The sequence below is a fragment of the Paraburkholderia bengalensis genome (assembly GCF_037126505.1).
Lineage (GTDB): Bacteria > Pseudomonadota > Gammaproteobacteria > Burkholderiales > Burkholderiaceae > Paraburkholderia > Paraburkholderia bengalensis.
Map to the genome: position 1 here is coordinate 15,681 of NZ_JACFYJ010000037.1, position 24,622 is coordinate 40,302.

General features: G+C 64.8%; 26 protein-coding genes and 1 pseudogene. 17 read left to right on the forward strand and 10 right to left on the reverse strand.

Annotation, left to right across the window (positions count from 1 at the left end; translation table 11 throughout):
* Window positions 1–86 precede the first annotated feature (86 nt).
* Window positions 87–1,805 (forward strand): tetratricopeptide repeat protein, encoded by a 1,719-nt coding sequence (locus H3V53_RS21545; RefSeq protein WP_336599682.1) that lies wholly within the window; start codon window positions 87–89, stop codon window positions 1,803–1,805.
* Between the two features lie 42 nt (window positions 1,806–1,847).
* Here H3V53_RS21545 and H3V53_RS21550 read toward each other — a convergent pair whose 3' ends face one another.
* The 3 genes from H3V53_RS21550 to H3V53_RS21560 all read right to left on the reverse strand — a co-directional run bounded on the left by H3V53_RS21550 (window position 1,848) and on the right by H3V53_RS21560 (window position 3,457).
* Window positions 1,848–2,102, reverse strand: coding sequence for a hypothetical protein (locus H3V53_RS21550; RefSeq protein ID WP_054923849.1), 255 nt, complete (start codon window positions 2,100–2,102; stop codon window positions 1,848–1,850).
* Window positions 2,095–2,862: a DNA/RNA non-specific endonuclease gene (locus tag H3V53_RS21555; protein ID WP_054923850.1), complete on the reverse strand. Its 768-nt coding sequence runs from the start codon at window positions 2,860–2,862 to the stop codon at window positions 2,095–2,097. The genes H3V53_RS21550 and H3V53_RS21555 overlap by 8 nt, the downstream gene beginning before the upstream one ends.
* A 235-nt stretch (window positions 2,863–3,097) precedes the next feature.
* Window positions 3,098–3,457: a DUF3564 family protein gene (locus H3V53_RS21560; protein WP_054923851.1), complete on the reverse strand. Its 360-nt coding sequence runs from the start codon at window positions 3,455–3,457 to the stop codon at window positions 3,098–3,100.
* Between the two features lie 219 nt (window positions 3,458–3,676).
* Here H3V53_RS21560 and H3V53_RS21565 point away from each other — a divergent pair, with 219 nt between their 5' ends.
* From H3V53_RS21565 to H3V53_RS21575, 3 genes are all read left to right on the forward strand, one after another.
* Window positions 3,677–4,099: a rubrerythrin family protein gene (locus H3V53_RS21565; RefSeq protein ID WP_028363840.1), complete on the forward strand. Its 423-nt coding sequence runs from the start codon at window positions 3,677–3,679 to the stop codon at window positions 4,097–4,099.
* Between the two features lie 169 nt (window positions 4,100–4,268).
* A complete protein-coding gene (locus tag H3V53_RS21570) occupies window positions 4,269–5,606 on the forward strand; it encodes a heterodisulfide reductase-related iron-sulfur binding cluster (RefSeq protein ID WP_336599683.1) in 1,338 nt (445 codons plus the stop codon).
* A gap of 33 nt (window positions 5,607–5,639) precedes the next feature.
* Window positions 5,640–6,221, forward strand: coding sequence for a DUF3501 family protein (locus H3V53_RS21575; protein WP_054923853.1), 582 nt, complete (start codon window positions 5,640–5,642; stop codon window positions 6,219–6,221).
* Here H3V53_RS21575 and H3V53_RS21580 read toward each other — a convergent pair.
* Window positions 6,218–6,682, reverse strand: coding sequence for a GNAT family N-acetyltransferase (locus tag H3V53_RS21580; RefSeq protein WP_336599684.1), 465 nt, complete (start codon window positions 6,680–6,682; stop codon window positions 6,218–6,220). The two genes, H3V53_RS21575 and H3V53_RS21580, sit on opposite strands and share 4 nt — an antisense overlap.
* A 101-nt stretch (window positions 6,683–6,783) precedes the next feature.
* Here H3V53_RS21580 and pdxR point away from each other — a divergent pair, with 101 nt between their 5' ends.
* From pdxR to H3V53_RS21600, 4 genes are all read left to right on the forward strand, one after another.
* On the forward strand, window positions 6,784–8,256 hold the full coding sequence (pdxR, locus tag H3V53_RS21585; RefSeq protein ID WP_336599685.1) for a MocR-like pyridoxine biosynthesis transcription factor PdxR: 1,473 nt from the start codon (window positions 6,784–6,786) through the stop codon (window positions 8,254–8,256).
* A 33-nt stretch (window positions 8,257–8,289) separates the two neighbouring features.
* Entirely contained in the window at window positions 8,290–8,826 is a 537-nt protein-coding gene (locus H3V53_RS21590) for an SRPBCC family protein (protein ID WP_336599686.1), read from the forward strand.
* Window positions 8,827–9,085: 259 nt separating this feature from the next.
* Window positions 9,086–10,210: a 3-deoxy-7-phosphoheptulonate synthase gene (locus H3V53_RS21595; RefSeq protein WP_336599687.1), complete on the forward strand. Its 1,125-nt coding sequence runs from the start codon at window positions 9,086–9,088 to the stop codon at window positions 10,208–10,210.
* A 43-nt stretch (window positions 10,211–10,253) separates the two neighbouring features.
* The gene (locus tag H3V53_RS21600) at window positions 10,254–10,577 is read left to right on the forward strand and encodes a thioredoxin domain-containing protein (RefSeq protein ID WP_054923858.1); all 324 of its coding nucleotides are present in this window, start codon (window positions 10,254–10,256) and stop codon (window positions 10,575–10,577) included.
* Between the two features lie 135 nt (window positions 10,578–10,712).
* Here H3V53_RS21600 and H3V53_RS21605 read toward each other — a convergent pair whose 3' ends face one another.
* Together H3V53_RS21605 and H3V53_RS21610 are read right to left on the reverse strand one after the other, a co-directional pair.
* Complete coding sequence (locus H3V53_RS21605) at window positions 10,713–11,000, reverse strand: hypothetical protein (protein WP_054923859.1); 288 nt, start codon at window positions 10,998–11,000, stop codon at window positions 10,713–10,715.
* 51 nt (window positions 11,001–11,051) lie between these two features.
* Window positions 11,052–12,032 carry a glutathione S-transferase C-terminal domain-containing protein gene (locus tag H3V53_RS21610; RefSeq protein WP_054923860.1) on the reverse strand — a complete coding sequence of 327 codons (981 nt, stop codon included), beginning with the start codon at window positions 12,030–12,032 and terminating at the stop codon, window positions 11,052–11,054.
* A 159-nt stretch (window positions 12,033–12,191) separates the two neighbouring features.
* Between H3V53_RS21610 and H3V53_RS21615 the strand changes: the two genes are divergently transcribed.
* The 5 genes from H3V53_RS21615 to H3V53_RS21635 all read left to right on the forward strand — a co-directional run bounded on the left by H3V53_RS21615 (window position 12,192) and on the right by H3V53_RS21635 (window position 17,556).
* Complete coding sequence (locus tag H3V53_RS21615) at window positions 12,192–13,106, forward strand: LysR family transcriptional regulator (protein WP_336599688.1); 915 nt, start codon at window positions 12,192–12,194, stop codon at window positions 13,104–13,106.
* A 246-nt stretch (window positions 13,107–13,352) separates the two neighbouring features.
* On the forward strand, window positions 13,353–13,973 hold the full coding sequence (locus tag H3V53_RS21620) for a cytochrome b (protein WP_336599689.1): 621 nt from the start codon (window positions 13,353–13,355) through the stop codon (window positions 13,971–13,973).
* Window positions 13,973–15,541 (forward strand): glycosyltransferase family 2 protein, encoded by a 1,569-nt coding sequence (locus tag H3V53_RS21625; protein ID WP_336599724.1) that lies wholly within the window; start codon window positions 13,973–13,975, stop codon window positions 15,539–15,541. The genes H3V53_RS21620 and H3V53_RS21625 overlap by 1 nt, the downstream gene beginning before the upstream one ends.
* Window positions 15,542–15,774: 233 nt before the next feature.
* Complete coding sequence (locus H3V53_RS21630) at window positions 15,775–16,899, forward strand: aromatic ring-hydroxylating dioxygenase subunit alpha (protein WP_336599690.1); 1,125 nt, start codon at window positions 15,775–15,777, stop codon at window positions 16,897–16,899.
* Between the two features lie 192 nt (window positions 16,900–17,091).
* The gene (locus H3V53_RS21635) at window positions 17,092–17,556 is read left to right on the forward strand and encodes an SRPBCC domain-containing protein (protein WP_054923895.1); all 465 of its coding nucleotides are present in this window, start codon (window positions 17,092–17,094) and stop codon (window positions 17,554–17,556) included.
* 171 nt (window positions 17,557–17,727) lie between these two features.
* On the opposite strand, the gene H3V53_RS21640 is transcribed toward H3V53_RS21635, so the two are convergent.
* Complete coding sequence (locus H3V53_RS21640; protein ID WP_336599691.1) at window positions 17,728–18,846, reverse strand: porin; 1,119 nt, start codon at window positions 18,844–18,846, stop codon at window positions 17,728–17,730.
* Window positions 18,847–19,781: 935 nt separating this feature from the next.
* Here H3V53_RS21640 and H3V53_RS21645 point away from each other — a divergent pair.
* From H3V53_RS21645 to H3V53_RS21655, 3 genes and pseudogenes are all read left to right on the forward strand, one after another.
* Window positions 19,782–20,138 carry a YciI family protein gene (locus H3V53_RS21645; RefSeq protein WP_054923896.1) on the forward strand — a complete coding sequence of 119 codons (357 nt, stop codon included), beginning with the start codon at window positions 19,782–19,784 and terminating at the stop codon, window positions 20,136–20,138.
* A gap of 137 nt (window positions 20,139–20,275) precedes the next feature.
* Window positions 20,276–20,689 (forward strand): YciI family protein, encoded by a 414-nt coding sequence (locus H3V53_RS21650; protein ID WP_336599692.1) that lies wholly within the window; start codon window positions 20,276–20,278, stop codon window positions 20,687–20,689.
* Between the two features lie 99 nt (window positions 20,690–20,788).
* Window positions 20,789–22,096, forward strand: a pseudogene (locus H3V53_RS21655) (RNA polymerase sigma factor).
* A gap of 15 nt (window positions 22,097–22,111) precedes the next feature.
* Here H3V53_RS21655 and H3V53_RS21660 read toward each other — a convergent pair.
* Complete coding sequence (locus H3V53_RS21660; RefSeq protein ID WP_336599693.1) at window positions 22,112–22,288, reverse strand: DUF1427 family protein; 177 nt, start codon at window positions 22,286–22,288, stop codon at window positions 22,112–22,114.
* 32 nt (window positions 22,289–22,320) lie between these two features.
* Window positions 22,321–23,274: a zinc-binding dehydrogenase gene (locus H3V53_RS21665; protein ID WP_054923868.1), complete on the reverse strand. Its 954-nt coding sequence runs from the start codon at window positions 23,272–23,274 to the stop codon at window positions 22,321–22,323.
* Window positions 23,275–23,464: 190 nt separating this feature from the next.
* Between H3V53_RS21665 and H3V53_RS21670 the strand changes: the two genes are divergently transcribed.
* Complete coding sequence (locus H3V53_RS21670; RefSeq protein WP_336599694.1) at window positions 23,465–24,196, forward strand: DUF429 domain-containing protein; 732 nt, start codon at window positions 23,465–23,467, stop codon at window positions 24,194–24,196.
* 40 nt (window positions 24,197–24,236) lie between these two features.
* Here the strand turns inward: H3V53_RS21670 and H3V53_RS21675 are convergent, their stop codons facing one another.
* Entirely contained in the window at window positions 24,237–24,530 is a 294-nt protein-coding gene (locus H3V53_RS21675; RefSeq protein WP_054923870.1) for a DUF1330 domain-containing protein, read from the reverse strand.
* Between the last annotated feature and the right edge of the window lie 92 nt (window positions 24,531–24,622).

The following is a 24,622-nucleotide window of genomic DNA, read 5'->3' on the forward strand; positions in this document are numbered from 1 at the left end:
CCGCAATCACGTGCGCTTTTTTGCGACCCGCAGAACGATGCCGCGCGGCGCATCACTCGCATTCTTCAGAATTCCAAAGGATTGAAATGCATACGTCGGATCTCGCGCTGTCGCCCGCCGAGCGTTATCAGGAGTCGGTCTCGCTTTATTCGTCCGGGCGTTTCGCGCAGGCGCTCGCGTGGCTCGACTCGCTGCTGCAAAACGATCCCGCGCATGCACAGGCGCTGCGGCTCGCGTCCCTGTGCCTGAAAGCGCTGGTCGACGCGGAAGACGCAAAAGCCGGCAAGGCCGTCGCCGACGACATCGATCTGGCCGACGCGCACAACGACCTCGGCGGCTGGTTTTACGGCCGCAGGCAGTTGATGCAGGCCGAGCACGCCTATCGCGCGGCATTATCGATCAGGCCGGAGATGGCGAAGGCGTTGAACAATCTCGGTCTCGTGTTGCGCGAGCTCAAGCGCGAGCAGGAGGCCGAGGCCGCGTTCGTGCAAGCGCTCGCCATCGCGCCGGACTACGCGACGGCGCGCAACAACCTGGGCGTGCTGCTGTGGCAAGCGAAGCGTTTGACGGAGGCCGAGGCTGCGTATCGCGACGTCGTCGGTCGCGAGCCCGGCAACGTGAGCGCGCACAACAATCTCGGTTTGCTGCTGCTGGAACTGAATCGGCTGCCGGAAGCGGAGCAGGCGTGCCGTCAGGCGCTGGCGCTCGACCCGCGGGTGCCGGAAGCCCACAACAATCTAGGCAACGTGCTGTGGCAGCAAGGACGCGTCGCGCAAGCCATCGACGCCTACCGCAACGCGCTGGCGCTGCGGCCCGATTACGCCGGCGCGAAGGCGAATCTCGCGCTGCCGCTGCTGTGCACCGGCGACTATGCGCAGGGCTGGGCGCTCTACGAGTCGCGCTATCACGACGCGATCGCGACGCGCAGCGTGTTGCCGCCGCCCGTGCCGTATCCGCAATGGCGCGGGGAGCCGCTCGGCGGCAAATCGCTGCTGGTGTGGCCCGAGCAGGGTTTCGGCGACGCCCTGCAATTCTCCCGCTATCTGCCGATCCTGAAGCGCCGGGGCGCGGCCAAGGTGAGCGTCGCGTGCCAGCCCGCGTTGCAGCGGCTGTTCGACAGCCTGGAAGGTGTGGACGCGGTGTATCCGCTCGACGGCAAGACGACGATACCCGGCCACGACTGCTGGTGTTTGATGCTGAGCCTGCCAATGCTGTTCGGCACGACCGTCGACACGATTCCCGCGTCGACGCCATATCTGCGCGCGCCTGCCGCGCTCGCGCAGCATTGGCGAAGCCGGCTGCCCGAATGCGGCTTCAAGGTGGGCGTCGTGTGGGCAGGCGATCCGCGCCCGCATGATCCGAGTTCGAATGCGATCGACCAGCGCCGCTCGATGACGGCGCTGTCGTTTGCGCCGTTATTGCGCGTGCCGGGCGTGACGTTCGTGAGTCTGCAAAAAGGCTCGGCGACGCGCCCGCAGATCGCTAGTCTGCCCGCGGCGCTTCGTCCGTTGGACCCGATGGACGACGTCGAGGATTTCGCCGATACGGCCGCTATCGTCGAGAACCTGGACCTGGTGATGACCGTGGATACGTCGATCGCGCATCTGGCCGGCGCGCTCGGCAAGCCGGTGTGGATTCTGTCTCGCTACGACGCGTGCTGGCGGTGGTTTCGCGATCGCGACGACTCGCCGTGGTATCCGACCGCGCGTCTGTTCCGGCAGACCGCGCCGGGCGACTGGGACAGCGTCGTCGCGCGCGCGGCGCAAGCGCTGGCGAGCCTGCCGAAGGGCACCACGCCGCCGTAAGCGCGATCAGCGCGCTCATCGCGACAGGGCGCGCCGCGCGCTTCAGAACGGATTGTCGATCACGCCCGGCTTCGCGTCGGGCTCGTCCTTTACTACATCGGGCAGATGGGCTTCTGCCTGCAGCGCGGCGACGATGCCGTCAAGCGCTTCCTTCAACGCCAATGCCGCCTTCAGGCCGCGCTTGTCCTTCGTGATGTCGAGCGTGCCGTTCAGCGTCACGCGCGTGGTGCCGTTCGACACCGTCAGCGCGTCGCCCTGAATGTTGAGCACGTCGTCGTTCGAATAAGCTTTAAACACCTTTCAGCCCTCCCGGACGCTGGTCCTTCAGATTTTCCGGAATGCCCGGAAAGCGGATGCCGCTCGTCGCCTCAAGCTCATGCACGGACTTCACTTCGTAGCGGTCGGTGGCGACGTTGTCCGTGACGATCGCAAACGCGAGCTTCTTCGACGGCACGTAGACGACCTTGAACAGCTGCGTCGGCACGAATACGCGCGTCGGTCCGATGGTCTGCAACTGCGCGCCGACGAACATCGGACCCGTCACAACGTACGTGTCGTCGTATTTGATCGCGAGCTTGCGCACGGCCGTCTCGATGCGCGCCCACAAACGCTGATTGTTCTCGCGGTTTTGCGGGACGATGTTCGCAAGCGAGAACGATTGTGCCATCGCTTCTTCGTTCCAGCGATTGCCCGCCGGACTCATGTGGCCGCGATCGAAACCGCTGCGCTTGTAGTCGGCCAGCGTCGCGCCCTCGCCGTCGGGCAGGCGCGCGTCCTCGAAGAACTTGTTGGTGCGCACCATGTCTTTCGCGGCTTCGATATGGTCGCGCGTCAGATGTTCGGCGGACCACAGGGGCCCGTGCGTGATGCCCGAATGCAGGACGGCGAAATCCGAGTAGCACAACATGCGCGACTTCGGCGTCATCTTCGCGTTCGTCAGCACGGGCCATTGGGCGTTGGGCGTGAAATCCGTGCACGACGTTGCTGCCCATGCGTGAGTCGCGTGACTCGCGGCCATCGCGGACACGATGAGCAGGCTGACTAACCACTTCTTCATAGATCGGAAAGGACGAATGACGGGGCCGCAAGTATAGCCGCGCGACCTATGCGCCATGCAAGCAATTCCGTGTGTTTAACGCGCCGCGAGCGCGCGCGTCGGCAAAAGCGTCATGACGCATTGCCGCGAGCAGCGGCAATTTGTGCGCGTCAAAACGAAAAGAGGAGGAGTGGGGAAGGAATACCGCATTCGCGAGCGCATCGTCGAATGCGGCCTGGATGCAATCGATAAAAGGTCAGCGTCCAAACACGCTGTGTTCGGCATGAACGGGAAGCGTGTCGACGGCCTGCAGCCGCCAATAGCCGTTCATCGGCCTGTGCGTGCGGTCGGATGACCACGCCGCCACGCCCTGTGCCGAACTGACCCGTTGACGCCGGTCCACGTGCAGGCCATTCAGTGTGCATAGAGGCGCGTCGGCACTCGGCGCGCAGAGTTTGGTGACGCCGTCTTCGTCGTGAAGTTCGCCCCATGGGGGCAGGTCGATCCCATCGTGCGCTTCTCTCGACCAGCGACGCTCGTCGGTATCGAGCCAGAGCACGGCGTAGTCGTGATTGACGGTGGGGTCCGAACCGTTGATCAATATCGTCAGCCGCATGCAGAAGTCCCCCGGGAAAATTGCGTATGTGCGCTTCACCAGTCTACTTCGGGCCTCCCGTTATGCAAGGCAAACAGCTATCGCGCGGATTGAAAAACCCTATTGGGAACGGATCGCTCAACATCTAGATTTAATGCACGGCACAGATGTGCGCGGCTGGCCGGTGGTCCACCATCACAAATGCGCGCTCCCACATACAGGCTTTGGATGGAGGCTCAGATGTCGCAACTCAAGGGTTCGAAAACCGAGGAAAATCTGAAGGCCGCATTTGCGGGCGAATCGCAGGCCAATCGCCGCTATCTGTATTTCGCGGCAAAGGCCGACGTCGAGGGACAGAACGACGTCGCTGCGCTGTTCCGTTCGACGGCGGAAGGCGAGACAGGCCATGCACACGGTCACCTCGAGTATCTGGAAGTCGTGGGCGACCCCGCAACGGGGCTGCCGTTCGGCTCGTCGCGTCAGAATCTGCAGGCCGCCATCGCGGGCGAAACGCACGAATACACGGACATGTACCCCGGCATGGCGAAAACCGCTCGCGACGAAGGCTTCGACGAAATTGCGAACTGGTTCGAGACGCTGGCAAAAGCGGAACGCAGCCACGCGAATCGCTATACGAAGGCACTGGAAGCGCTCGTCGATTGATGTCGCGGGCGGGCGCGCGCCTTGTTGCTGGCCGTCGTTTGCACGCGATGCGAACATGGCGCGCGATATTGCGGCATAAGCGCGCGCGCCGAAGCCAGATGCTTCGCCAAAGCGCGCGCCGCACGCGCATAAAAAGCACGAACGCGGGCAACATCAGGAGACTCAGGCCATGCCTCATAAGGAAGGCAGTCTCGAAGCGCCGACACGTCATCCCCTCGACTGGAAGTCGGACGCTTTCTACGATCCCGATGCAATCGATCAGGAACTGACGCGCGTGTTCGACATCTGCGCGGGTTGCCGGCGCTGCGTGTCGCTGTGCGGCGCGTTTCCGACGCTGTTCGATCTGGTCGACGAAACCGACACGGGCGAAGCACATGAGGTCGACAAGCAGCACTTTGGCGCCGTCGTCGATCAATGCTATCTGTGCGACCTGTGCTACATGACCAAGTGCCCTTACGTGCCGCCGCACGCCTGGAACGTCGATTTTCCGCATCTGATGCTGCGCGCGAAGGCGGCTTCGTTCAAACGCGGCGAGGTCAAGCTGCGCGACAAGCTGCTGTCGAACACGGACGCGCTCGGCACGTTTGCGGGCATTCCCATCGTCACGCAGACGGTCAACGCGGTGAACCACACGGATGCCGCGCGCGGCATGATGGAAACAGCGCTCGGCGTCGACAGGAAGGCGTGGTTGCCCGATTTCGCGCCGCGCAAGTTTCGCAGCGCCGCGAAGAAGTCGCCGCAGGCGCAGGCGAGAAACGGCGAGCGCACGCCCGGCAAGGTCGCGATCTACGCGACCTGCTACGTGAACTTCAACGAGCCCGGCATCGGCCACGATCTGCTGGCCGTGCTCGCGCACAACAACATTCCGTATGAACTCGTCGCGAGCGAATCGTGTTGCGGCATGCCGTTGCTGGAACAGGGCAATCTCGACGGCGTGGCGGCGAAGAAAGAGAAGAACATGCCCGTGCTCGCGCGTTACGCGCGCGACGGCTACGCGATCATCGGCGCGATTCCGAGCTGCGTGCTGATGTACAAGCACGAACTGCCGCTGATGTTTCCCGACGACGCCGACGTGCGCGCCGTCAGCGAAGCATTCTGGGACCCGTTCGAGTACTTCGTGTCGCGCCATCGCGACGGCCTGCTGAAGACCGACTTCAACACGCCGCTCGGCAAGGTGTCGTATCACGTGCCGTGTCATGCGCGTGTGCAGAACATCGGACGCAAGACATCGGAGACGCTGGCGCTCGTGCCGGACACGCAGGTGACGGTGGTCGAGCGCTGCTCGGGACATGCGGGCACATTCGGCGTGAAGAAGGAATTCCACGCGACGGCGATGAAGATCGGCACGCCCGTGTTCAAGGCGATGGCGCAGCCGCAGCCCGACTACATCTCGTCCGATTGCCAGCTTGCGGGGCATCACATCGCGCAGGGCTTCGACGAGAACGGTTCGCCGAAGACGCCGCTCGCGCATCCGTTGACACTGCTGCGCAAGGCCTACGGCCTTTGATCGGCCTTTGATCTTCACCCAGCGAGGATACCGATGAGCATCGCGAGGAACACCCTGTTGTCGCTCGAAAACTATGCGAAGCAGCGCAAGACGATGCGCGAGCAGGTGATCGAGCACAAGAAGAACCGCATCGTGCGGCTTGGCAATCACCTGACGTTTCTGTTCGAAGACGAACTGACGATTCGCTATCAGATTCAGGAGATGCTGCACATCGAAAAGATCTTCGACGAAGACGGCATACAGGGCGAACTCGAAGCGTATCTGCCCCTCGTGCCGGACGGCAGCAACTTCAAGGCGACGATGCAGATCGAGTACGAAAACGAAGTGGAGCGGCGCGCGGCGCTCGCGCGTCTGATCGGGATCGAGGACAACGTGTTCGTCAAGGTGGACGGCGAAGCACCCGTCTATGCCGTCGCCGACGAAGACCTCGAACGCGAGAACAACGAGAAAACTTCAGCCGTGCATTTCGTGCGCTTCGAGTTGACGCCTTCGATCAAGGCACGGCTTCGCGACGGCGCGGCATTGCAGATCGGCTGCGATCATCCGAACTATCCCGTCGATACGCAAACGGTCCCCGACTCCGTGCGTCAATCGCTCGTCAAGGACCTGCGTTAAAGCGGCTTGATATAGACGACGGAGCCCGGCAGCTCGGCAACCGTGTCGTAGAGCCGCCTTGCCGTGCGATTCGATTCGTGCGTGAGCCAGTACACACGCTCCGCGCCCGCAGCCTTCGCTGCTTCATAGACGGCCTCGATCAACGCGCGGCCCACGCCTTTGCCGCGCTCCGATTCGAGCGTGAACAGATCATGCAGATAGCACCTTGAACCGGCGCTTATCGTGCTGCGGTGATACAGATAATGCACGAGTCCGACCAGCATACCGTCGTCGCGCTCGGCCACCATCGCGTGCATCGGTTCGAGGCCGTCGAAGAAGCGCGCCCACGTGAGCTGCGTGATTTCGCGCGGCACCGCCGTCGCATCGAAGCGGCCGTAAAAGCGGTTATAGCCATCCCATAGCGGCAACCAGGCTTCGTAGTCGGCGGGCGTCACGGATCGAATCTTCACGGCTTGGCTCACGGCTGGCGCTCCTTCCTGTATCGACGGGTACTGCCGAAGCATACGGTTTCTGTGGCACCATTGTTAGCTCCACATCGAAAGCAAAATCTGGAGCCACGCAATTGGATTACGGGCTGTTGATGTCGCGCTTCGCCAGCCAGGCAGAGGCGAGCCGCAAGCTGACGCAGCAGACGCTGCTGTACGAGAGCTTGCGTGACGCCATTCTCAACGGCGACATTCGCCACGGCAGCCAGCTTGTGCCGACGCGCGCGCTCGCCGAACAGCTCGGCATCGCGCGCAACTCGGTGCTGTACGCGTATGAGCGGCTCGCCGAAGAAGGCTTTATTGCCGCGAGCCGTCATGGGTCGATCGTCAGTTGCGTCGCGCGCGCCGATGCGCAGGCGGACATGGCCAATGCGCCGCCCGCCAGCTGTTTGTCGCGACGCGTCGCCGGCTTGCCGCACGATCGCGGCGCACGCGGCACGCAGTCACCGTTTCAGGCGGGCGTGCCCGCGCTGGACGAATTTCCCGTCGCGCAATGGCGGGTGTCGATGGAACGCGCGTGGCGATCCGTCGATACCCGCGATCTCGGCTACGGCAATCACGCCGGTCATCCGTCGCTCAGGCGCGCGGTGGCGGAATACGTGCGCGTGTCGCGCGGCGTGCGCTGCACGGCGGACCAGGTCTTCATCACGTCGGGCACGCATGCGAGCCTCGACTTGTGCGCGCGCATGCTCGCCGACGCCGGCGACACCGCGTGGCTCGAAAACCCCGGCTATCAGGGCGCGCGAATCGCGTTCCAGTCGGCGGGCCTGAACATCGTGCCGATTCCCGTCGACGCAGCGGGCATCGCGCCCACGCAAATGCACTGGCAGCGCACGCCGCCGCGCCTCGTCTATATCACGCCGTCGCACCAATATCCGCTGGGCAGTGTGCTGAGCCTGGAGCGTCGCTGGTCGATCATCGACAGGATCGTCGAAAGTGGCGCCTGGATCATCGAAGACGACTACGACAGCGAACTGCGTCACAGCGGCCCGCCGCTGCCTTCGGTGCAAGGGCTGCGTGCCGCGACGCCCGTGGTCTATCTCGGCACCTTCAGCAAGACCATGTTTCCGGCGCTTCGCATTGGCTTCATGATCGTGCCCGCGAACCTCGCGCCCGAGATCGGCGGCGTGATCGGCGAGATGTCGCGGCAAGGTCGCGTCGCGGATCAGGTCGCGCTCGCCGATTTCATCGAAAGCGGCAAATATGCACGGCACTTGCGGCGCATGCGCCGCATCTATCAGCAGCGGCGCGAGGCGATGGTCGAGGCGATTCATGCGCATATGCGCGATCTCGTCACCGTGTCTTCCGACGGCAGCGGCATGCATCTGACGATGCGGCTCGATGTGCCGCTGCAGGATAGCGACGCGAGCGCCGCGCTGCGCTCGCGGGGCATCGCCGTGTCGCCGCTGAGCCAGTATTGCCATCAAGGCGAGGACGCCCTGCGCTACAACGGCTTCATGCTGGGCTATGCGGGCGTGCGCCCCGAGAAGGCGGATGCACTCGTCGGCGAACTGGCCTCGGCGATCCGCGCGCTCGCCGCGAACGCGTGATGTCATCGGAATGCAGATTCAAAGGGAAACGACATGAGCACAAACGAACCTCTCGGCGTTTTCGAAGGCACGCAGACCGTGCGCTTCGAGCGTCTTTTGCCCGGCCCGATCGGGCGCGTCTGGGCGTATCTGACCGAGCCCGGCAAGCGGGCGCAGTGGCTTGCGTCCGGCGCGCTGCCGCCGCAGACGGGCGGCGATTTCATGATGCGGTTCGATCACGCGCTGCTGTCCGCGACGCCTGAAGTGCCGCCAGAGCCGTACCGGCAATACGCGGGCGGGCACGATTCGCTGCATCGGCTGCTGCGCTGCGAACCGCCGCGCGCGCTCGCGTTCACGTGGGGCAGCATTCAGGACAATCTCTCCGACGTGACCTTCGAACTGTCGGAGGAGGGCGACCAGGTCAAGCTCGTGCTCACGCATCGCAATCTGTCGGGCCGCGCCGAGCAGCTCGACGTCGGCCCCGGCTGGCACAGCCACCTCGATGTATTGCGCGAGCGGCTGAACGGCACTGCGCCCGCGTCGTTCTGGAAGCTGTTCGAGCAGGTCAAGGCGCGCTACGACGCGCTTTGACGGGCGACGGGCGCGTCGTACGGAGGTGGGCGTCATCGGTGCCGCACGGGCGCTACGTCGAGATGCCGGAGACGTCACGGTCGTACGGTCACCAGACGCTCGCGCATCCGAAGTGTGGAAGCCGTACCTGATCCAGCTGATGAACGGCGCGTGATTTCACGCGGCGCACGCGGCCCGGCCGGGCGGCCGGCTGCGTGCGCCGCGCGTCGAGTGCGATAATCGACGTCGCCCCAAAAATACGCAGAAGCTGGAGAACATTGTGAGCCGCATCGACAACCCCACACGCGACCAGGAAGCCGGCGTCGCCGATTCCACCCAGGACACCACGCGCATCGACGACACGCGCATCGGCGCGGTGCGTCCGCTGATTTCGCCGGCGCTGCTGCTCGACGAACTGCCGTGCCCGCCGGGCGTGCAGACGCTGGTGGAAAAGAGCCGCGTCGAAATCGCCGATATTTTGCATGGCCGCGATGACCGTCTGGTCGTCGTCGTCGGGCCGTGCTCGATTCACGACCACGCGCAGGCGATGGAATACGCGCACAAGCTGAAGACGGCCGCCGACGCGCTGCGCGACGACCTGATGATCGTGATGCGCGTGTACTTCGAGAAGCCGCGCACGACGGTCGGCTGGAAGGGCTATATCAATGATCCGCGTCTGGACGGCAGCTTCCGCATCAACGAGGGCCTGCGCCGCGCGCGTGAACTGCTGCTGGAAATCAGCGGCCTCGGCCTGCCGACGGGCACCGAGTTTCTCGATCTGCTGAGCCCGCAGTACATCGCGGATCTGATCGCGTGGGGCGCAATCGGCGCGCGCACCACGGAAAGCCAGAGCCATCGGCAGCTGGCGTCGGGTCTGTCGTGCCCGATCGGCTTCAAGAACGGCACCGACGGCGGCGTGCAGATCGCCGCCGACGCCATCGTCGCGGCCGCCGCGAGCCACGCGTTCATGGGCATGACGAAAATGGGCATGGCCGCGATCTTCGAAACGCGCGGCAACGACGACGCGCACGTCATCTTGCGCGGCGGCAAGAAAGGACCGAACTACGACGCGGCAGGCGTGGAGGAAGCGTGCGCCGCGCTGCGCAAGGTCGGCTTGCGCGAGCAGGTGATGGTCGATTGCTCGCACGCGAATTCGAACAAGTCGCACGAGCGTCAGATCGAAGTCGCGCAGGATCTCGCGAATCAGATTTCGGGCGGCGAGCAGCGGATCATCGGCGTGATGATCGAGAGCCATCTGGAAGCAGGACGCCAGGATCTGAAGCCGGGCGCGCCGCTTGCTCGCGGCGTATCGATCACCGACGCATGCATCGGCTGGGGACAAACCGGGCCGGTGCTGCACACGCTGGCGCAAGCTGTGCAGGCGCGGCGCCGCGCTTCGAAGTAAGGGCTGAGCGCGCCGTTCTGGCTGACGCTTTGGATGGAGGCTTATGACTACCGCGAACCAATACTCGAAGACGGCGCCGTCGCGCGCTGACGTCGACGCGATGACGGGTGTGACCGTCGTTGAATTCGGCACCGACTGGTGCGGCTACTGCCAGGGCGCGCAGCCCGTGATCGGCAAGGCGTTCGGCCAGCATCCCGGCACGCGGCATCTGAAGATCGAAGATGGGCCTGGGCGGCCGCTTGGGCGCTCGTTCAAGGTCAAGCTTTGGCCGACCTTGATTTTTATGCGTGACGGTGTGGAGGTTGCGCGCGTCGTGCGGCCTACCGATGCTGCGCAAATCGAGGAAGGTTTTGCCGCTGTAGCGTAGCGGCTTGCGTTTTTGCGCGGGCATCCGCGTCGTGCCTCTGGGTTATCGGCGCGGCCCGCATACTGACGTCACCGGCTGACGGCACCTGCTTTTCCTCCCTGCGAGGAAAAGCAGGCAAAAGAAAGCCGCCCAGTCTCATTCGTGCTTCGGCGCATCGCCAAACAAGCTGTTCAAGTCCTTCGTTTCTTCAGACAGGTTGTATTCCTTCTGCACCGCCTTGAGCGCTTCGTCGACCACGCGCTCGAAGCCGATCGCGTTGCCGAAATGTTTCATCGTCCAGTTGCAGCCGCTCGCGTCCTGCTCCTGCATCTGCGGGCGCGGCACGCGAATCTTCACGCCGTCTTCCACCACTTCCGGCGCGCGATGAATGCGCCGGCTCACTTCATCCTGTAGCTGCGAAGCGGTGCGTGTCTTGCGTAGCATGGCGTCTCCTTGCCGTGATGTCCGGGTCGCGGACAGTCTAGCGCAACGCCTTCAGCCAAACCGCGCGCGATCGTGCGGCGCGCTGAAATCCTGCAACGGCCCGAGCGGCACGATGCCCGTCGGATTCACCGAACCGTGGCTCTCGTAGTAATGCCGCTTGATATGCTCGAAATTCACCGTGCCCGCGATGCCCCGGTGCTGATAGATGTCGCGCGTGTAGGCGGACAGGTTCGGATAGTCGGCGATGCGCCGCAGGTTGCATTTGAAGTGGCCGACGTAGACGGCATCGAAACGGATCAGCGTCGTGAAGAGGCGAATGTCCGCTTCCGTCAGCCGGTTGCCCGTCAGGAAGCGCTGCGTCGACAGCTTCTGTTCGAGCCAGTCGAGCGTCTCGAACAACGGCACGACGGCTTCTTCATACGCGCGCTGCGTCGTCGCGAAGCCCGATTTGTAGACGCCGTTGTTGACGGTGTCGTAGACGCGCGCGTTGATCGCGTCGATCTCGGCGCGCAGCGGCGGCGGATAGAAGTCGCCCGGCTCCGCGCCGATCTCGTCGAAGGCGGAATTCAGCATGCGGATGATCTCCGACGACTCGTTATTGACGATCGTCCGCTCGTGCTTGTCCCACAGGATCGGCACCGTGACGCGGCCGGTGTAACGGCGGTCGGCGGCAAGATAGACGTCGCGCAGATACGGCGCGTGGTTGACGGGATCGGGCACGACGCCGGGGCCGTCGTCGAAGGTCCAGCCGTCGGCGAGCATGAGCCAGTTCACCACGGACACGCTGATCATGTCCTCGAGACCTTTGAGCGCGCGCATGATCAGCGTGCGATGCGCCCACGGACACGCGAGGCTTACGTACAGGTGATAGCGGCCGGCTTCCGCCTCGAAGCCGGCGCTGCCGCTCGGACCGGCGTCGCCGTCGGGCGTCACCCAGTTGCGAAACACGGCGTCCGTACGCACGAAGCGGCCGCCCGTCGACGCCGTGTCGTACCACTTGTCCTGCCATTGACCGTTGACCAGCAAACCCATGTCCGTGCTCCTTCGATGCCGATGGTTGTCCGCCCGCGAATGCGCGCGGCTCATGCGAGGCAGGGCGGCGGCAAGCCATTCCCGCTCGACACTATGGTGTACCGTCTGTCGCGTTTTGCCGTACGATTTTCCGCATGATGTCATTCGACGGGATCGAACATGTTGACGGATGAGGAGCTTGCGCTACTCGAAGCGATACGCGAAAGCGGCAGCCTGTCGCGCGCGGCGGCGCGCCTGGGCAAGGCGCCGTCGACGGTGTCGCACGCAGCGCGCCAGCTCGAGACGCGCTTCGACGCGCTGCTGTTCGATCGCCGGCGCTACCGGCTGCAGCTTACGCCCGCTGGTCAACTGCTTGCCGAAGAGGCCGCGCGCCTGATGCAGGACGTCTCGCGGATGACCCAGCGCGTGCGGCAGATCGCGAGCGGCTGGGAAGACCGCCTGTGGATCGTCACCGACGAGCTGATGGAGTTCGAGATTTTCATGCCCGTCGTCCACGCGTTCGACGCGCTGCAATCGGGCGTCAAGCTGCGGCTGACGACGGAAGTGCTCGGCGGCACCTGGGAGGCGCTGCGCGACGGTCGCGCCGATCTGATCGTCGGCGCGACGAACGAGCCGCCCGCCATTCCCGGCTTGCGGTGGTTCGAGTTGGGCGTGGTCGACTGGGTGTTCGCCGTCGCGCCGCGTCATCCCCTCGCGAGCATCAAGGAGCCGCTGCGGCGCGAGCAGATCGCGAAGCAGCGCGGCATCGTGGTCGCCGATTCGTCGCGCGCGAGCGGCCGCGCATACGGGCTGCTCGGCGGGCAGGCGTCGCTTGCCGTGCCCAGCATGCGTGCGAAAATCCTCGCCCAGCGCGACGGTCTCGGCATCGGCTGGCTGCCGCGTCAGCGCGTCGCGTCGCTGCTCAAACGCGGCGAACTCGTCGAAAAGGAGACGGCGGACCCGCGCGAACCGAACGTGCTGTATGTCGCGTGGCGCGGCGACCAGGAAGGCCGCGCGCTGAAATGGTGGCTGGACCAGCTGCGCGAGCCGCGTCTTGCGAAGCGGCTGGTGCAAGGCATCGACCCGTTCGCGTGAGCACTGGCTTTGAACTTCGCTTTGAACCTTCCCGACGCGTGTACAACCAACGCAGTGCAACAAATGGAAATGCGACGGAAAAACAGGACGCGCGCGTTGAAGGAATAAAGCGGCGCAGCCGGGCGTTCTGTTGGTAAGACGATTGCCTGTGCGGCCCGCAGAACCCTGACCCGAACCCTGACTCGCCACACGCGCTGGCTTGCACATCGCTTTCGCCGTCCCGACCGACTTCCAACCCTACGGCTCATGAACACTTCGACTCCTTCCGGCACGGCGCCGCGCGACGGCCTCGATGCGCACGCCACGGCTGCGCACGCCTCTCACTACTCGCGCACGGCGATGATCCTGCACTGGCTGATCGCGCTGCTGATCATGGTCAACGTGGCGCTCGCCCTGTCCGCCGAGTCGCTGCCCGGCGAGTGGGTGCGGCCCGTCATCGATACGCACAAGTCGATCGGCATCACGGTGCTCGGCCTCGCGCTGCTGCGGGTGCTGTGGCGGGTGTCGCACCGTCCGCCGCCGCTGCCGCGCGAATTTCCGTCGTGGGAGCGCATGGCCGCGCATGCCGCGCATTTCCTGCTGTACTTTTTGATGTTCGCGCTGCCGCTGTCCGGCTGGATGCACGACTCCGCGTGGAAAGCGGCCGCCACGCATCCGATGCATCTGTTCGGCGTGATTCCGTTTCCGCGCATCGGTTTCATCATGAATCTCGATCCCGCCGTCAAGGAGCCGCTGCACGATCAGTTCGGCGCGCTGCACACGTATCTCGGCTACGCGCTGTACGCGTTGCTGGCCATGCATATCGGCGGGGCGCTCAAGCATGAGTTGATCGACCGTCATTCTGTGCTCAAGCGGATGGTGCCGTGATGGATATCGACGTGTTCGAAGACGTGACGTTGATCAAGATGGAAGACGCGACGCTGATCAATCACGCCGTGCGTGCCGCAAGCTCGGGCGCTGGTGCGGCGGCCCACGGCGCGAAGCCGTCGCTGCGCGAGGCGCTCGCGGCTGCGTCGCCGCGCATCAATCCGCGCACGGGCACGTGGCAAAGCGCCGTGATTCACGGCAGCGTGACGGTGCTGTGGCTGCTGCTGTTCGCGCGGGCGTTTTTCCTGCACGGCGCGCTGGCGTGGTCGACGGGAATCGCTTACGTGGTGTACGACACCTTGCTGCTCGCGTTCGTCACGTGGAAGACGCTCCCGCTGATCCGCCGCTCGTTGCCCGCGCACCGATCCTCCCGTGCCGCGAAGCTGCCGACGATGGGCGTGATCGTCGCTGCGCACAACGAGGCGGCTGTGCTGCCCGTGACGCTCGCTGCGTTGCTGCGCCAGACGCACGGCCCGTCGCAGATCGTGATCGCCGACGACGGCTCGACGGACGGCACGCGCGACCTCCTGACAAGACGCTTCGGCCTGACGGAGCCCGCGCTGGGCGAACTGAGCGCGCCGAGCGCCTGCTATCCGAACCTGCACTGGCTGCGCGTGCCGCATGGCGGCAAGGCGCTCGCGCTGAACGCGGCAATCGAAGTCATGACGACGGACACCGTGATGACCGTCGACGCCGACACGCTGCTCGCCGACGACGCGACACACGCGATGCGCGCGGCGTTCGCGCAGTCGCCGAAGCTGGTCGCGGCGACGGGCATCCTCGTGCCGGTCTGCAACCGCACGGCAAGCGGCCGCGTGTTCCAGTGGTTCCAGACGTACGAGTACATGCGCAATTTCATTGCGCGCTTCGCGTGGATGCGCGCTGACAGCCTGCTGCTCGTGTCGGGCGCGTTTGCGTCGTTCCGGCGTGAAGCGCTGGTCGCCGTCGGCGGTTTTGACGCGCAGTGCCTCGTCGAAGATTACGAACTGATTCACCGGCTGCGCCGCTATTCCGTCGAGCGCGGCCTTGGCTGGGACGTGCGCGTGGTCGGCGACGCGCACGCGCACACGGAAGCGCCCGCGACGCTCGGCGCGTTCCTGCGCCAGCGCCGCCGCTGGTTCGCGGGGTTTCTGCAAACGCAGTACTGGAACCGCGACATGACGGGCGATACGCGTTTCGGCACGCTCGGCCGGCTGATGCTGCCCGTCAAGGCGTTCGACACGATGCAGCCCATCTACGGCCTGACCGCGTTCGCGCTGCTGCTCGGCTTCGTGTTCGGCGGACACGGGCAGATCGTCGTATCGATTTTCAGCGTTATCGGCCTGAAAACGGCCATCGACCTCGCGTTCTACGTCTGGAGCATCCACCTGTACCGGCGCTGGACGGGTCTCACGCGCGGCACGAGCCTGCCGATGGCCGTGGCCGCCGCGATCGCCGAGCCGTTCACGTTCCAGCTGCTGCGCCACACGGGCGCGGCTCTCGGCTGGCTGCAATTCCTGCGCGGCGGCAAATCGTGGGGCGTCCAGCACCGTTCCGGCCTCGTCGGGGCGCCGCAGCGCACCCATTGAGCGCCGCGGCGGCACCCACGACACCCGCGGCCGCCGATCGCGCGCCCCCGCGGGACTGACTTTTGCTGATCGAATGGCGGCGCAGCCTTCGGGCCTGGCATCGCCGCCCTGCGGTCAGCCCTCATGATTCCTGGCGGCGACTTCTAGTAGACTGAGCGGCGACATCGGTTTTCTAACTATCAAACCGGCCCGGTCCATGCGACTTGCCGACCGTTGCGCCAGGAGGCTCATTCATGCATGTAGTCGCTCCGCTGGACAGCAGTACCGCCGACAACCTCGCCAAACCCGCCGTGCGCGATCTGCGCCGCGTCGATATCCATCCCGATTACTGGTATCCCCTTGCATGGTCGCGCGAAGTCAAGCGCGGTAAAACCCATGCCGTGCGCTTTGCCGGCGAGCCGATCGTGCTGGCGAGAACCGATTCGGGCAAGGTGATCGCGCTCGAGGATCGCTGCGCGCACCGACAGGTGCCGCTGAGCGGCGGCGTGGTCGACGGCGAAGCTATCCGCTGCGGCTATCACGGCTGGACCTACGACTGCACGGGCAAATGCATCGACGTGCCGTATCTGGGCCGCGAGCGTCTGCCGAACGGCGTGCGCGCCTATCCGTGCCGCGAAGCCGAAGGGCTGATTTTCGTATTCCCCGGCGATGCCGCGCTCGCCGAGACGACGCCGCTGCCGCCGCTCGGTTCGGTCGCCGACAAGGCCTACAAGACGCGCCGCTTTGGCCGCGAAGTGGCGTGCCACTACTCGTTCATGCACGAAAACCTGATGGACATGAACCATCAGTTCCTGCACCGCAAGCAGATGGGCAAGATGCGCGCTCGCTCGCTCGGGCGGCGGCGCGGCGACGACTGGGTCGAGGTGGACTACACGTTTGCGCGCGAGGCGGGCCAGCAGCCGATCGGCGAGGCGCTCGTGTTCGGGCAGAACCGCAACAGCACGAGGGAAGATCACAAGGACGTGATGACGATCCGCACGCAGTATCCGTTTCAGACGCTGCAGATCCACACGTCCGAAGGCACGCGCGTGATGGACCTGTGGATCTGCTACGTGCCGCTCGACCGCGAGCAGCGCACTAACCGCACATTTGGCCTGCTGTCCATCAAGCGGCCGAAATTCGGCGCGCTGCTGGACGTCGCGTGGCCGCTGCTGGTGTGGTTCACTGAACGCATCTTCGCCGAGGACCGCTGGATCGTCGAACGCGAGCAGGAAGCGCACGACGCGCAAGGCGCCGACTGGAACCACGAAGTCTTCCCCGTGATCAACGAGCTGCGCGATCTGCTGCGGCAGTGCGGCGCACCTGCCGCGCGGCGTGTGATTCCTATCGAGCCATCGGCGGAATCCGTTGCGGTCTGATCGTCACGGCAGTTTTTCTCAGTCATTCATCGGACTTTAGGCGCCTGAACGTTCGCCGCCTCGCATTGGCGGCCACTTTCTGCGGGCGCACGGCGTCGCGCCGACCGTCGATCCCTTCCACTATGCGTTATGCTTGAATTGTCCGCCCGGCTTCGCGGCGGACGCGGCGCATCGTTTGAAGGAGGCTGTCTCATGTCCGAGGATGGCGACGCAACTCCGCCTATCGCGGATCTGCAAATCGTGTCGTCGCGCGTGTTCGAGTTTCCGCGCGATCTCGTATTCAGGGCCTGGACGGAGCCAGCGCACCTTGCGCACTGGTGGGGACCGAAGGGCTTCACCAATTCTTTCCACGAATTCGACCTGCGTCCAGGCGGCAACTGGCGCTTCGTGATGCACGGGCCGGATGGCGTCGACTACAAGAACCACAGTGTGTTCGTCGAGATCGCCGCGCCCGAGCGGATCGTGTTCGATCACGTGTCGGGGCCGTATTTTCGCGTCACGGTTACATTCGACGCGCTCGGCGACGAGCAAACCCGCATCACGTTCAGCATGCTGTTTGAGACGCCTGCCGTCTGCGCGCAGGTGAAGACGTTTGCTGTGAAGGCGAATGAAGAGAACTTCGATCGCTTGCAGAAAGAGCTGAAGCGGATGGCCTGAGACGGTTCCTGGGCCGCGCCCGTTCTTGCGTGAATTCTGGCTTGCATATTCTGCCCAAAAAGGCAACGCCCCCACGCTTCGACAAGCATGAGGGCGTTGTGGTCTCGCTCGCGGCCCCGAGGTCGACGCCGGGCTGATCGTACGCATCGGCCCGGCGTGCCTCGTGTTCGTTTAGAAGCGGTGGCGCAGGCCAACCGATACGACCGTCTGGCGGCGCGAATCGGATGCGCCCGTCACGCTGCCGTTGTCGACGATGGCCGGGACGACGGTGCCTTCCGGCGCGCTCGTCAGCTGGTACACACCCTGCGCGTAGATGTCCGTACGCTTGGACAGCGCGTAGTTGCCCTGCAAGCCGGCCTGGTTCACGTGGAAGCGGTAGTCGCCCGCCGCGCCGTTCGAATACGTGTATGCAACGCCGAGACCCAGCGCCGGCGTCAGGTTGTACTTCGCATTGACTTCGTAGTTGTTCACGTGGAACGACTCCGTCGAACCCGTGATGTTGTCGACGCGAGCTTGCGTCCACACCAGACCGAAGACAGCAGGACCGAATGCGTAGCTTGCGCCGACGCCGAATTCGCGCTGACGGAACGACGTTGCGTCCGTGTCCACGCCGAGGCCGCTCAGGTCGAACGCCGTGGTCGAGCCGGCGGCGTTGCTGTTCGGATTGTTCTGCTGCGCATAACCCGCGCCGACGCGCAGGCCGGCGTTTTCATAGCCCGCGCCGAAGCTGTACGAGCGGTTGTTCGCGAAGTTCGAGTTGTTCGAGAAGCCGTACGTTGCGCCGAACGACATGCCCGCGTAGTTCGCGCTCTTGAACTTGATCGAGTTGTTGAACGCGTTCGCGCTGTCCTTGTTCAGGTTGTCGAGGTTGCCGAAGTGGGCGAAGTTCTGGCCGCCCCAGCTACCCGTGGCCGACAGCGGCGCGAGGAAGTCTTGCGATGCGTCGTACTGACGGCCCAGCGTGACCGTGCCCGCCTCGCTCGACAGACCGACGAACGCCTGGCGCGAGAACATCTTGCCGGCCGATGCCTGCGTGCCGTTGTTCAGGTTGAAGCCCTGCTCCAACGTGAAGACGGTCTTCAGGCCGCCGCCCAGATCTTCGGCGCCGCGCAGGCCGAAGCGGTTTTCATCGATCGAGCCGCTGCCCAGCGCCCACTGCGAGTGGCCGCCGACGTTGCTCGTGTACGTGAGGCCGGCGTCGAGCGTGCCGTACAGCGTGACGCTGCTTTGCGCGTGAGCGACCGAGGCGAACGAAGCGGCAATCGCCGTCGCAATCAGAATCTTCTTCATGTGTGCTTCCTTCTGTTCAAGGGGCAATACGAGAGGCTTGAATACAAACGGACAAGCTATGCATGCCGCGTCCTGTACGAAAGCAAGACCACTTAACTTGCCCTGTTTTGGGGAAGCGAAAGTATAGAAAGGTAACCTAACTATCGATTAATATCGAATGCGAAAATGATCTATTTCCGAAAAAGAAATAAAAAGAAGGGCGATGCGCAGGATATTGATTTGATTTGTTTTTTATTTGACTGCGCGTTGGGGGGATTTATTGAGACGAGTTCGAATGTTGTGACGTTGCAACGAAAAGTTTTAATGCCGTCTTATTTGAGATAGATCATATCCTGAAAATAAGCATTACACGGTGTTCGTGGCATGCCGGACGCGGCGTCTGCTAGTGCGAAAAGTTCATCGCAGTGTGTCACAAATCAAAAACGAAAATGAACTTTTCACAATTAAAAACATCGCCGAGACAAAATTCGCGATCTTATTTTAATAAATATCAATTAGGAAAATGCGCTTGCGGAATCAGAGATCTCAAAAAAAGAATTGTTGATGAATGACAAATTCTTCTCAGAGCGCCGCCGAATTAATCATCAATGAGACTTCTGAAAAAAACCAAAGACAGCAATTGAACCTGATCAGCCGACCGTTCAAAGCTTTTAGACAAATCCGCTGACATCATTTGCTCAGTTCGTGACCGATCACCCCGCCCGCGACGGCACCGCCTGCCGCGGTCGCGGTACTAGCGTCGTTTCGTCAGGCGTCGTGCCGCTTCTATCGGTGGAATGTCCATGCGCGTCGCGCTTTGCCCGCGCGACCGGCGCTTTGCTAGACTGCCTTCGCCGGCGGAGACATCGTTTGCCGGCATCGTCCGCCGCGCCATCCGTCTCACGAAGTACGGCATTCCGAACGCAGCGGCCCGACAACCGGACAACGGAGTCCTTATGTCTTATATGCTGCTCATCGTCGAACCCACCGAACAGCGCGAGGAACGCGGCGAGGCCGCGGGCCGCGCTGTCTACGACCGCATGCTGACGTACCGCGCGCAGTTGCAGTCGCGCGGCCAGCTGATTGCCGCCGAGTCGCTGTCCAGCGTGAACAAGGGCGTGCGGCTCGAAAAGCGCGACGGCCAGACGCGCCTGATCGACGGCCCGTTCGCCGAGGCGAAAGAAATGATCGGCGGCTTTTTTCTGCTGAACGTGGACAGCTACGAGGAAGCGCTCGAACTCGCCGCGCAATGTCCCGCCGCCGAATGGTGCACGATCGAAATCCGCAAGGTCGCGCCCTGCTACGAGTACTGACCCAGTGCGCCGCCCGCCGCCCGTCGCATGGCAAGGGTTTTCCCTGGCGCGAGGGGGTGTCGATCTGGCCGCGCGCCGCTCGTCGTGGAAACAGGAGGCCGACACACGGCTTCCCCGATCCACGAGGAGAACGGGCGATGCGATTCATCATCTTGGTGAAGGCCACCGCGGACAGCGAAGCCGGCAAGATGCCGGAAGAAGAACTGATCGCGTCGATGGCGGCGTACCACGAAGCGCTGCAGAAGGCGGGCGTGCTGCTCGACGCATCCGGCCTGCAGCCAAGCTCGAAGGGCTGGCGCGTGCGCTACGCGGATGGCCGGCGCACGCTGACGCAAGGGCCGTTCGCCGAAACGAAAGATTTGATTGCGGGCTACACCGTGATCCAGGTGCGCTCGCGCGACGAAGCGATGGAGTGGGCGCGGCGCTTTCCCGCGCCCTGCGGCGAGCACGCGGACGGCGAGATCGAAGTGCGCCCGATGCTCGATCTGGACGACTTCGAGCCGAGCCAGTCGATGGCGCGCTTTCGGAAGATCGAAGGCGCGAACCACTGAATCTCACGCGCAGGGAGCCATCATGCACAAGCAGATCGATGTGAAGCTCATGCGCCCGCACGCCGCCATGCCGGCGGCGGACGCATCCTGAGGCCGGCCGTGACGACGGCTGCGACGCATCGTGCCATCGAGGCAGTCTGGCGGATCGAATCCGCGAAGGTCATCGCGCACGCGCGCGATCGTGCGCGACGTGGGCGTGGCCGAGGAACTGGCGCAGGACGCGCTGGTCGCCGCGCTCGAAACCTGGCCTGGCGCGGGCGTGCCCGACAATCCCGGAGCGTGGCTGATGGCGACGGCGAAAAACCGCGCGCTCGACCGCTGGCGCCAGGATGCGCTGCACGCGCGCAAGCACGAGGAACTGGGTGCCGACATGGACGCGCGCGAGGCGCACATCGTGCCAGACTTCGTCGACTCGCTCGACGCCGCGCGCGCCGACGACATCGGCGACGACCTGCTGCGGCTCGTGTTCACCGCCTGTCACCCGGTTCTGTCGAAAGACGCGCGCGTCGCGCTGACCTTGCGTCTGCTCGGCGGCCTGACCACGGACGAAATCGCGCGCGCCTTTCTCGTCCCCGAGCCGACCATCGCGCAGCGCATCGTGCGGGCGAAGAAAACGCTGTCGGCGGCGAAGGTGCCGTTCGAGGTGCCGCAGGCGGGCGAGCGCGCGGTGCGGCTCGCGTCGGTGCTCGAAGTGATCTATCTGGTTTTCAACGAAGGCTATGCGGCTACGGCAGGCGAGGACTGGATGCGGCCGACGCTATGCGAGGAAGCACTGCGCCTTGGGCGCGTGCTCGCCGGCCTGACGCCTGGCGAAAGCGAGGTGCACGGGCTCGTCGCGCTGATGGAGATTCAGGCGTCGCGCATGCACGCGCGCGTCGATGCGCACGGCCGGCCCGTGCTGCTGCTCGATCAGGACCGCAGCCGCTGGGACCCGCTGCTGATCCGTCGCGGGCTCGCCGCGCTCGAACGCGCCGACACGCTCGGCGGCACGAGCGGCCCCTATGCGCTGCAGGCCGCGCTCGCCGCGTGCCACGCGCGCGCCCGCACGGCCGACGAAACCGATTGGGCGCAGATCGTCGCGCTGTACGACGCGCTGGCCGAAGTCGCGCCGTCGCCCGTCGTCGAGCTGAATCGCGCGGTGGCCGTCGGCATGGCGTACGGCGCGGCGGCTGCCCTCGAACTCGTCGATGCCCTCGCCGCGGAGCCGTCGCTTCAGCACTATCACTGGCTGCCGAGCGTGCGCGGCGATCTGCTCGCAAGCTCGGCCGTCACGACGAAGCGCTCGCGGAGTTCGAGCGCGCCGCGGCGATGACGCGCAACACGCGCGAGCGCGAACTGCTGCTGGAGCGCGCGCACGAGATGCATGACATCCGCGATGGGCGCGACGGGCGCGGGCGCAAGCAGTAAGCGCGGCACGATACGTCAGCTCGCCGCGTGCTGCAGCAGCGAGCGCACGACGGGAATGGCGTGCTCGCCCAGGACCATGCCGAGCAGACCGATCAGCGCGACGATGGGCGGCGCGGGCGAGCGGACGTCGGCGAGGTTGTACAGCAGCCCGACGACGAGACCCGCCGCCAGCGACACGAGATACGGCTTCATGTGACTCTCCTGAAAAGCGATGGCGGGCACGATCACATCGTGATCACAACGCGTCCGCGCGTGCCGCCCGCGACGGCGGCATAGGCGTCGCGCGCCCGCTCGAGCGGGAATGTCTGCGCGATCGAAGGCGGCTGCAGCGCGCCGCTGTCGAACACATCGGCGAGTTCCGTCATCAGGCGCGCGGAGTCGGCGACGCCGAGCTTGGCGCTATCCGCGCCGAACAGCTGCGTCTCGTTGTGATAGAAGTCGATCAGATCGAACTCGACGCGCCGCTTGCCCGTCGCGCTGATTTCGACCACGCGGCCGCGCCGCTTCGCGAGCTGTAGCGCCGTCTCGAACGCGACGCCGCCGACGGCGTCGTACACCACGTCCGCGCCGCCCAGCGCCTTCACGCGCTCGACGGCCTGATCGAGCGGCACGTAGTGATCGATCAGACGGCCCGCAGGCGAGTCGGCGTCCGGCTCGCGGCGATCGACGGCGATCACCTTGCAGCCGCGCGACTTGGCGATCTGCACGACCGCGCCGCCCACCCCGCCGCTCGCGCCGATCACGGCCACCGTTTCACCGCCGACGAGCTGCGCATAGTCGACGACGCCAAGCCATGCGACCACGAAGTTCACGCCGATTGCCGCGGCCTGTTCGTGCGAGAGCGCGCGCGGCTTGCGCGACAGCGCGCCGACGGGAATCCGGATGAACTGCGCATGCGTGCCGTCGCGCGTGAAGCCGATGTCGCCGCCCGTGCCCCATACTTCCGCACCCATCCACTCGGCGGGGCCTTCCACCACGACGCCGCTGAAATCGCGGCCGGGAATGCGCGGCAGCGTCGTATGGCCGAAGTGGCCGGAGAGATTTTTCACGTCGCTCGGATTCACCGAGGCCGCCTTCACCTGCACGATGACGCTGTCAGCGTCGGCTGCCGGCGTCGGCAGTTCGACGAAATCGAGCACTTCGGGACCGCCGAACGAGTTGAACTGGATCGCTTTCATTGCTGCTCCTGCGCAATCTGTTGGATTCGATGGACGTCGCGTGCCGCTTCACGAAGGGTGACGCAGCGTACGAAGGCAGTCTATGTGACCGGCGCGACGCCGTTCAGACAAGTGCATTCGAATATCGGACAGTGCTGCGGGGATCGGCGAGAGACGTGTCAGCGAGAAACGTGTCAGCGAGAAGCGCGAGATGACTGAAATCACCACCGACCTGCTCGGCGTGGACGGCTGCAAGGGCGGTTGGTACGCCGCCCGGCAGGACGCGCGAACGGGCGCGATCGAAACGCGGGTCTGTGCGACCTTCGGCGAGCTGCTCGATTGGGCGCGCGCGCCCGCGATCGTGGCCGTCGATATGCCCATTGGGCTGTCGTCAACGGGGCATCGCGCGTGCGACGCCGAGGCGAGAAAGCGTCTGAAGTGGCCGCGAAGCGCGTCGGTGTTTCAGACGCCCGTGCGCCAGGCGCTCGACGCGCGCGACTACGCGCAAGCCTGCGCGCGCAATCGCGAAGCAACCGGCAAGGCCATGTCGCAGCAGGCGTTCAACATTCTGCCGAAGATCGCCGAGATCGACGCCGCGCTGCGAGTGAGCAGGCGCGATGCGTCGCGTGTGTTCGAGGTTCACCCGGAGCTGGCGTTCATGCAGCTGCGCATCGAGCGAGGCGGAGGGCCGGCGGGACTCGAAGCCGGCAAGACGTCCGGGGCCGGACATGCGCAGAGAAAGACGTTGCTCGCGCCCGTGTTCGGCGCGGCGCTGGAGGCCGCGCTCGATGGGCGGGTTGTGCGTCACGTGCAGAAAGACGACGTGCTCGATGCATTCGCGGTGCTGTGGAGCGCCCGCCGCATCGCGACGGGCCGCGCGCTCACGCTGCCCGCCGAGCCGCCACGCGACAGCGAAAATCTGCCGATGGCGATCCGCTACTGACCGCATGTCGCGGCAGCGCGGTCATTCCAGACGACGCTGCTTACTCGGCGCCGCGCACGATCCGCAGGTCGCGCTCGGCGGCGTTGCCCAGCGTAGCCAGCGCTTTCTTGTACGCGTCGCTGTCGTAGGCTGCGAGCGCCGCTTCGTAGCTCGGAAATTCGATCACGACGGTGCGCTCGTTCAGGCCCTGCTCGCGCACTTCCTCGGCGAGGCCGCGCACGAGGAACTTGCCGCCGGCAGCCGTGACGGCGGGCAACGCCAGTTGCGCGTAGGCGGCGAGCGCCGTCGGGTCGTTGGTCTTGCGGTAGTGGGTAACCCAGTATCCCTTGCTCATTTTCATTTCCTCAAGTTGAAGGTGTGTGCCTCCGGCGACAGCCCCTTGGCTCGCTCCGCGCCGGCAACGCCCCCGATTCTCGCTCAACAGCG

Coding starts and splice junctions, on each gene's coding strand:
- H3V53_RS21545 (WP_336599682.1), top strand. CDS start 87: ATGCATACGTCGGATCTCGCGCTGTCGCCCGCCGAGCGTTATCAGGAG.
- H3V53_RS21555 (WP_054923850.1), bottom strand. CDS start 2,862: ATGAAGAAGTGGTTAGTCAGCCTGCTCATCGTGTCCGCGATGGCCGCG.
- H3V53_RS21560 (WP_054923851.1), bottom strand. CDS start 3,457: ATGCGGCTGACGATATTGATCAACGGTTCGGACCCCACCGTCAATCAC.
- H3V53_RS21565 (WP_028363840.1), top strand. CDS start 3,677: ATGTCGCAACTCAAGGGTTCGAAAACCGAGGAAAATCTGAAGGCCGCA.
- H3V53_RS21570 (WP_336599683.1), top strand. CDS start 4,269: ATGCCTCATAAGGAAGGCAGTCTCGAAGCGCCGACACGTCATCCCCTC.
- H3V53_RS21575 (WP_054923853.1), top strand. CDS start 5,640: ATGAGCATCGCGAGGAACACCCTGTTGTCGCTCGAAAACTATGCGAAG.
- H3V53_RS21590 (WP_336599686.1), top strand. CDS start 8,290: ATGAGCACAAACGAACCTCTCGGCGTTTTCGAAGGCACGCAGACCGTG.
- H3V53_RS21600 (WP_054923858.1), top strand. CDS start 10,254: ATGACTACCGCGAACCAATACTCGAAGACGGCGCCGTCGCGCGCTGAC.
- H3V53_RS21605 (WP_054923859.1), bottom strand. CDS start 11,000: ATGCTACGCAAGACACGCACCGCTTCGCAGCTACAGGATGAAGTGAGC.
- H3V53_RS21610 (WP_054923860.1), bottom strand. CDS start 12,032: ATGGGTTTGCTGGTCAACGGTCAATGGCAGGACAAGTGGTACGACACG.
- H3V53_RS21615 (WP_336599688.1), top strand. CDS start 12,192: ATGTTGACGGATGAGGAGCTTGCGCTACTCGAAGCGATACGCGAAAGC.
- H3V53_RS21620 (WP_336599689.1), top strand. CDS start 13,353: ATGAACACTTCGACTCCTTCCGGCACGGCGCCGCGCGACGGCCTCGAT.
- H3V53_RS21625 (WP_336599724.1), top strand. CDS start 13,973: ATGGATATCGACGTGTTCGAAGACGTGACGTTGATCAAGATGGAAGAC.
- H3V53_RS21630 (WP_336599690.1), top strand. CDS start 15,775: ATGCATGTAGTCGCTCCGCTGGACAGCAGTACCGCCGACAACCTCGCC.
- H3V53_RS21635 (WP_054923895.1), top strand. CDS start 17,092: ATGTCCGAGGATGGCGACGCAACTCCGCCTATCGCGGATCTGCAAATC.
- H3V53_RS21640 (WP_336599691.1), bottom strand. CDS start 18,846: ATGAAGAAGATTCTGATTGCGACGGCGATTGCCGCTTCGTTCGCCTCG.
- H3V53_RS21645 (WP_054923896.1), top strand. CDS start 19,782: ATGTCTTATATGCTGCTCATCGTCGAACCCACCGAACAGCGCGAGGAA.
- H3V53_RS21650 (WP_336599692.1), top strand. CDS start 20,276: ATGCGATTCATCATCTTGGTGAAGGCCACCGCGGACAGCGAAGCCGGC.
- H3V53_RS21660 (WP_336599693.1), bottom strand. CDS start 22,288: ATGAAGCCGTATCTCGTGTCGCTGGCGGCGGGTCTCGTCGTCGGGCTG.
- H3V53_RS21665 (WP_054923868.1), bottom strand. CDS start 23,274: ATGAAAGCGATCCAGTTCAACTCGTTCGGCGGTCCCGAAGTGCTCGAT.
- H3V53_RS21670 (WP_336599694.1), top strand. CDS start 23,465: ATGACTGAAATCACCACCGACCTGCTCGGCGTGGACGGCTGCAAGGGC.
- H3V53_RS21675 (WP_054923870.1), bottom strand. CDS start 24,530: ATGAGCAAGGGATACTGGGTTACCCACTACCGCAAGACCAACGACCCG.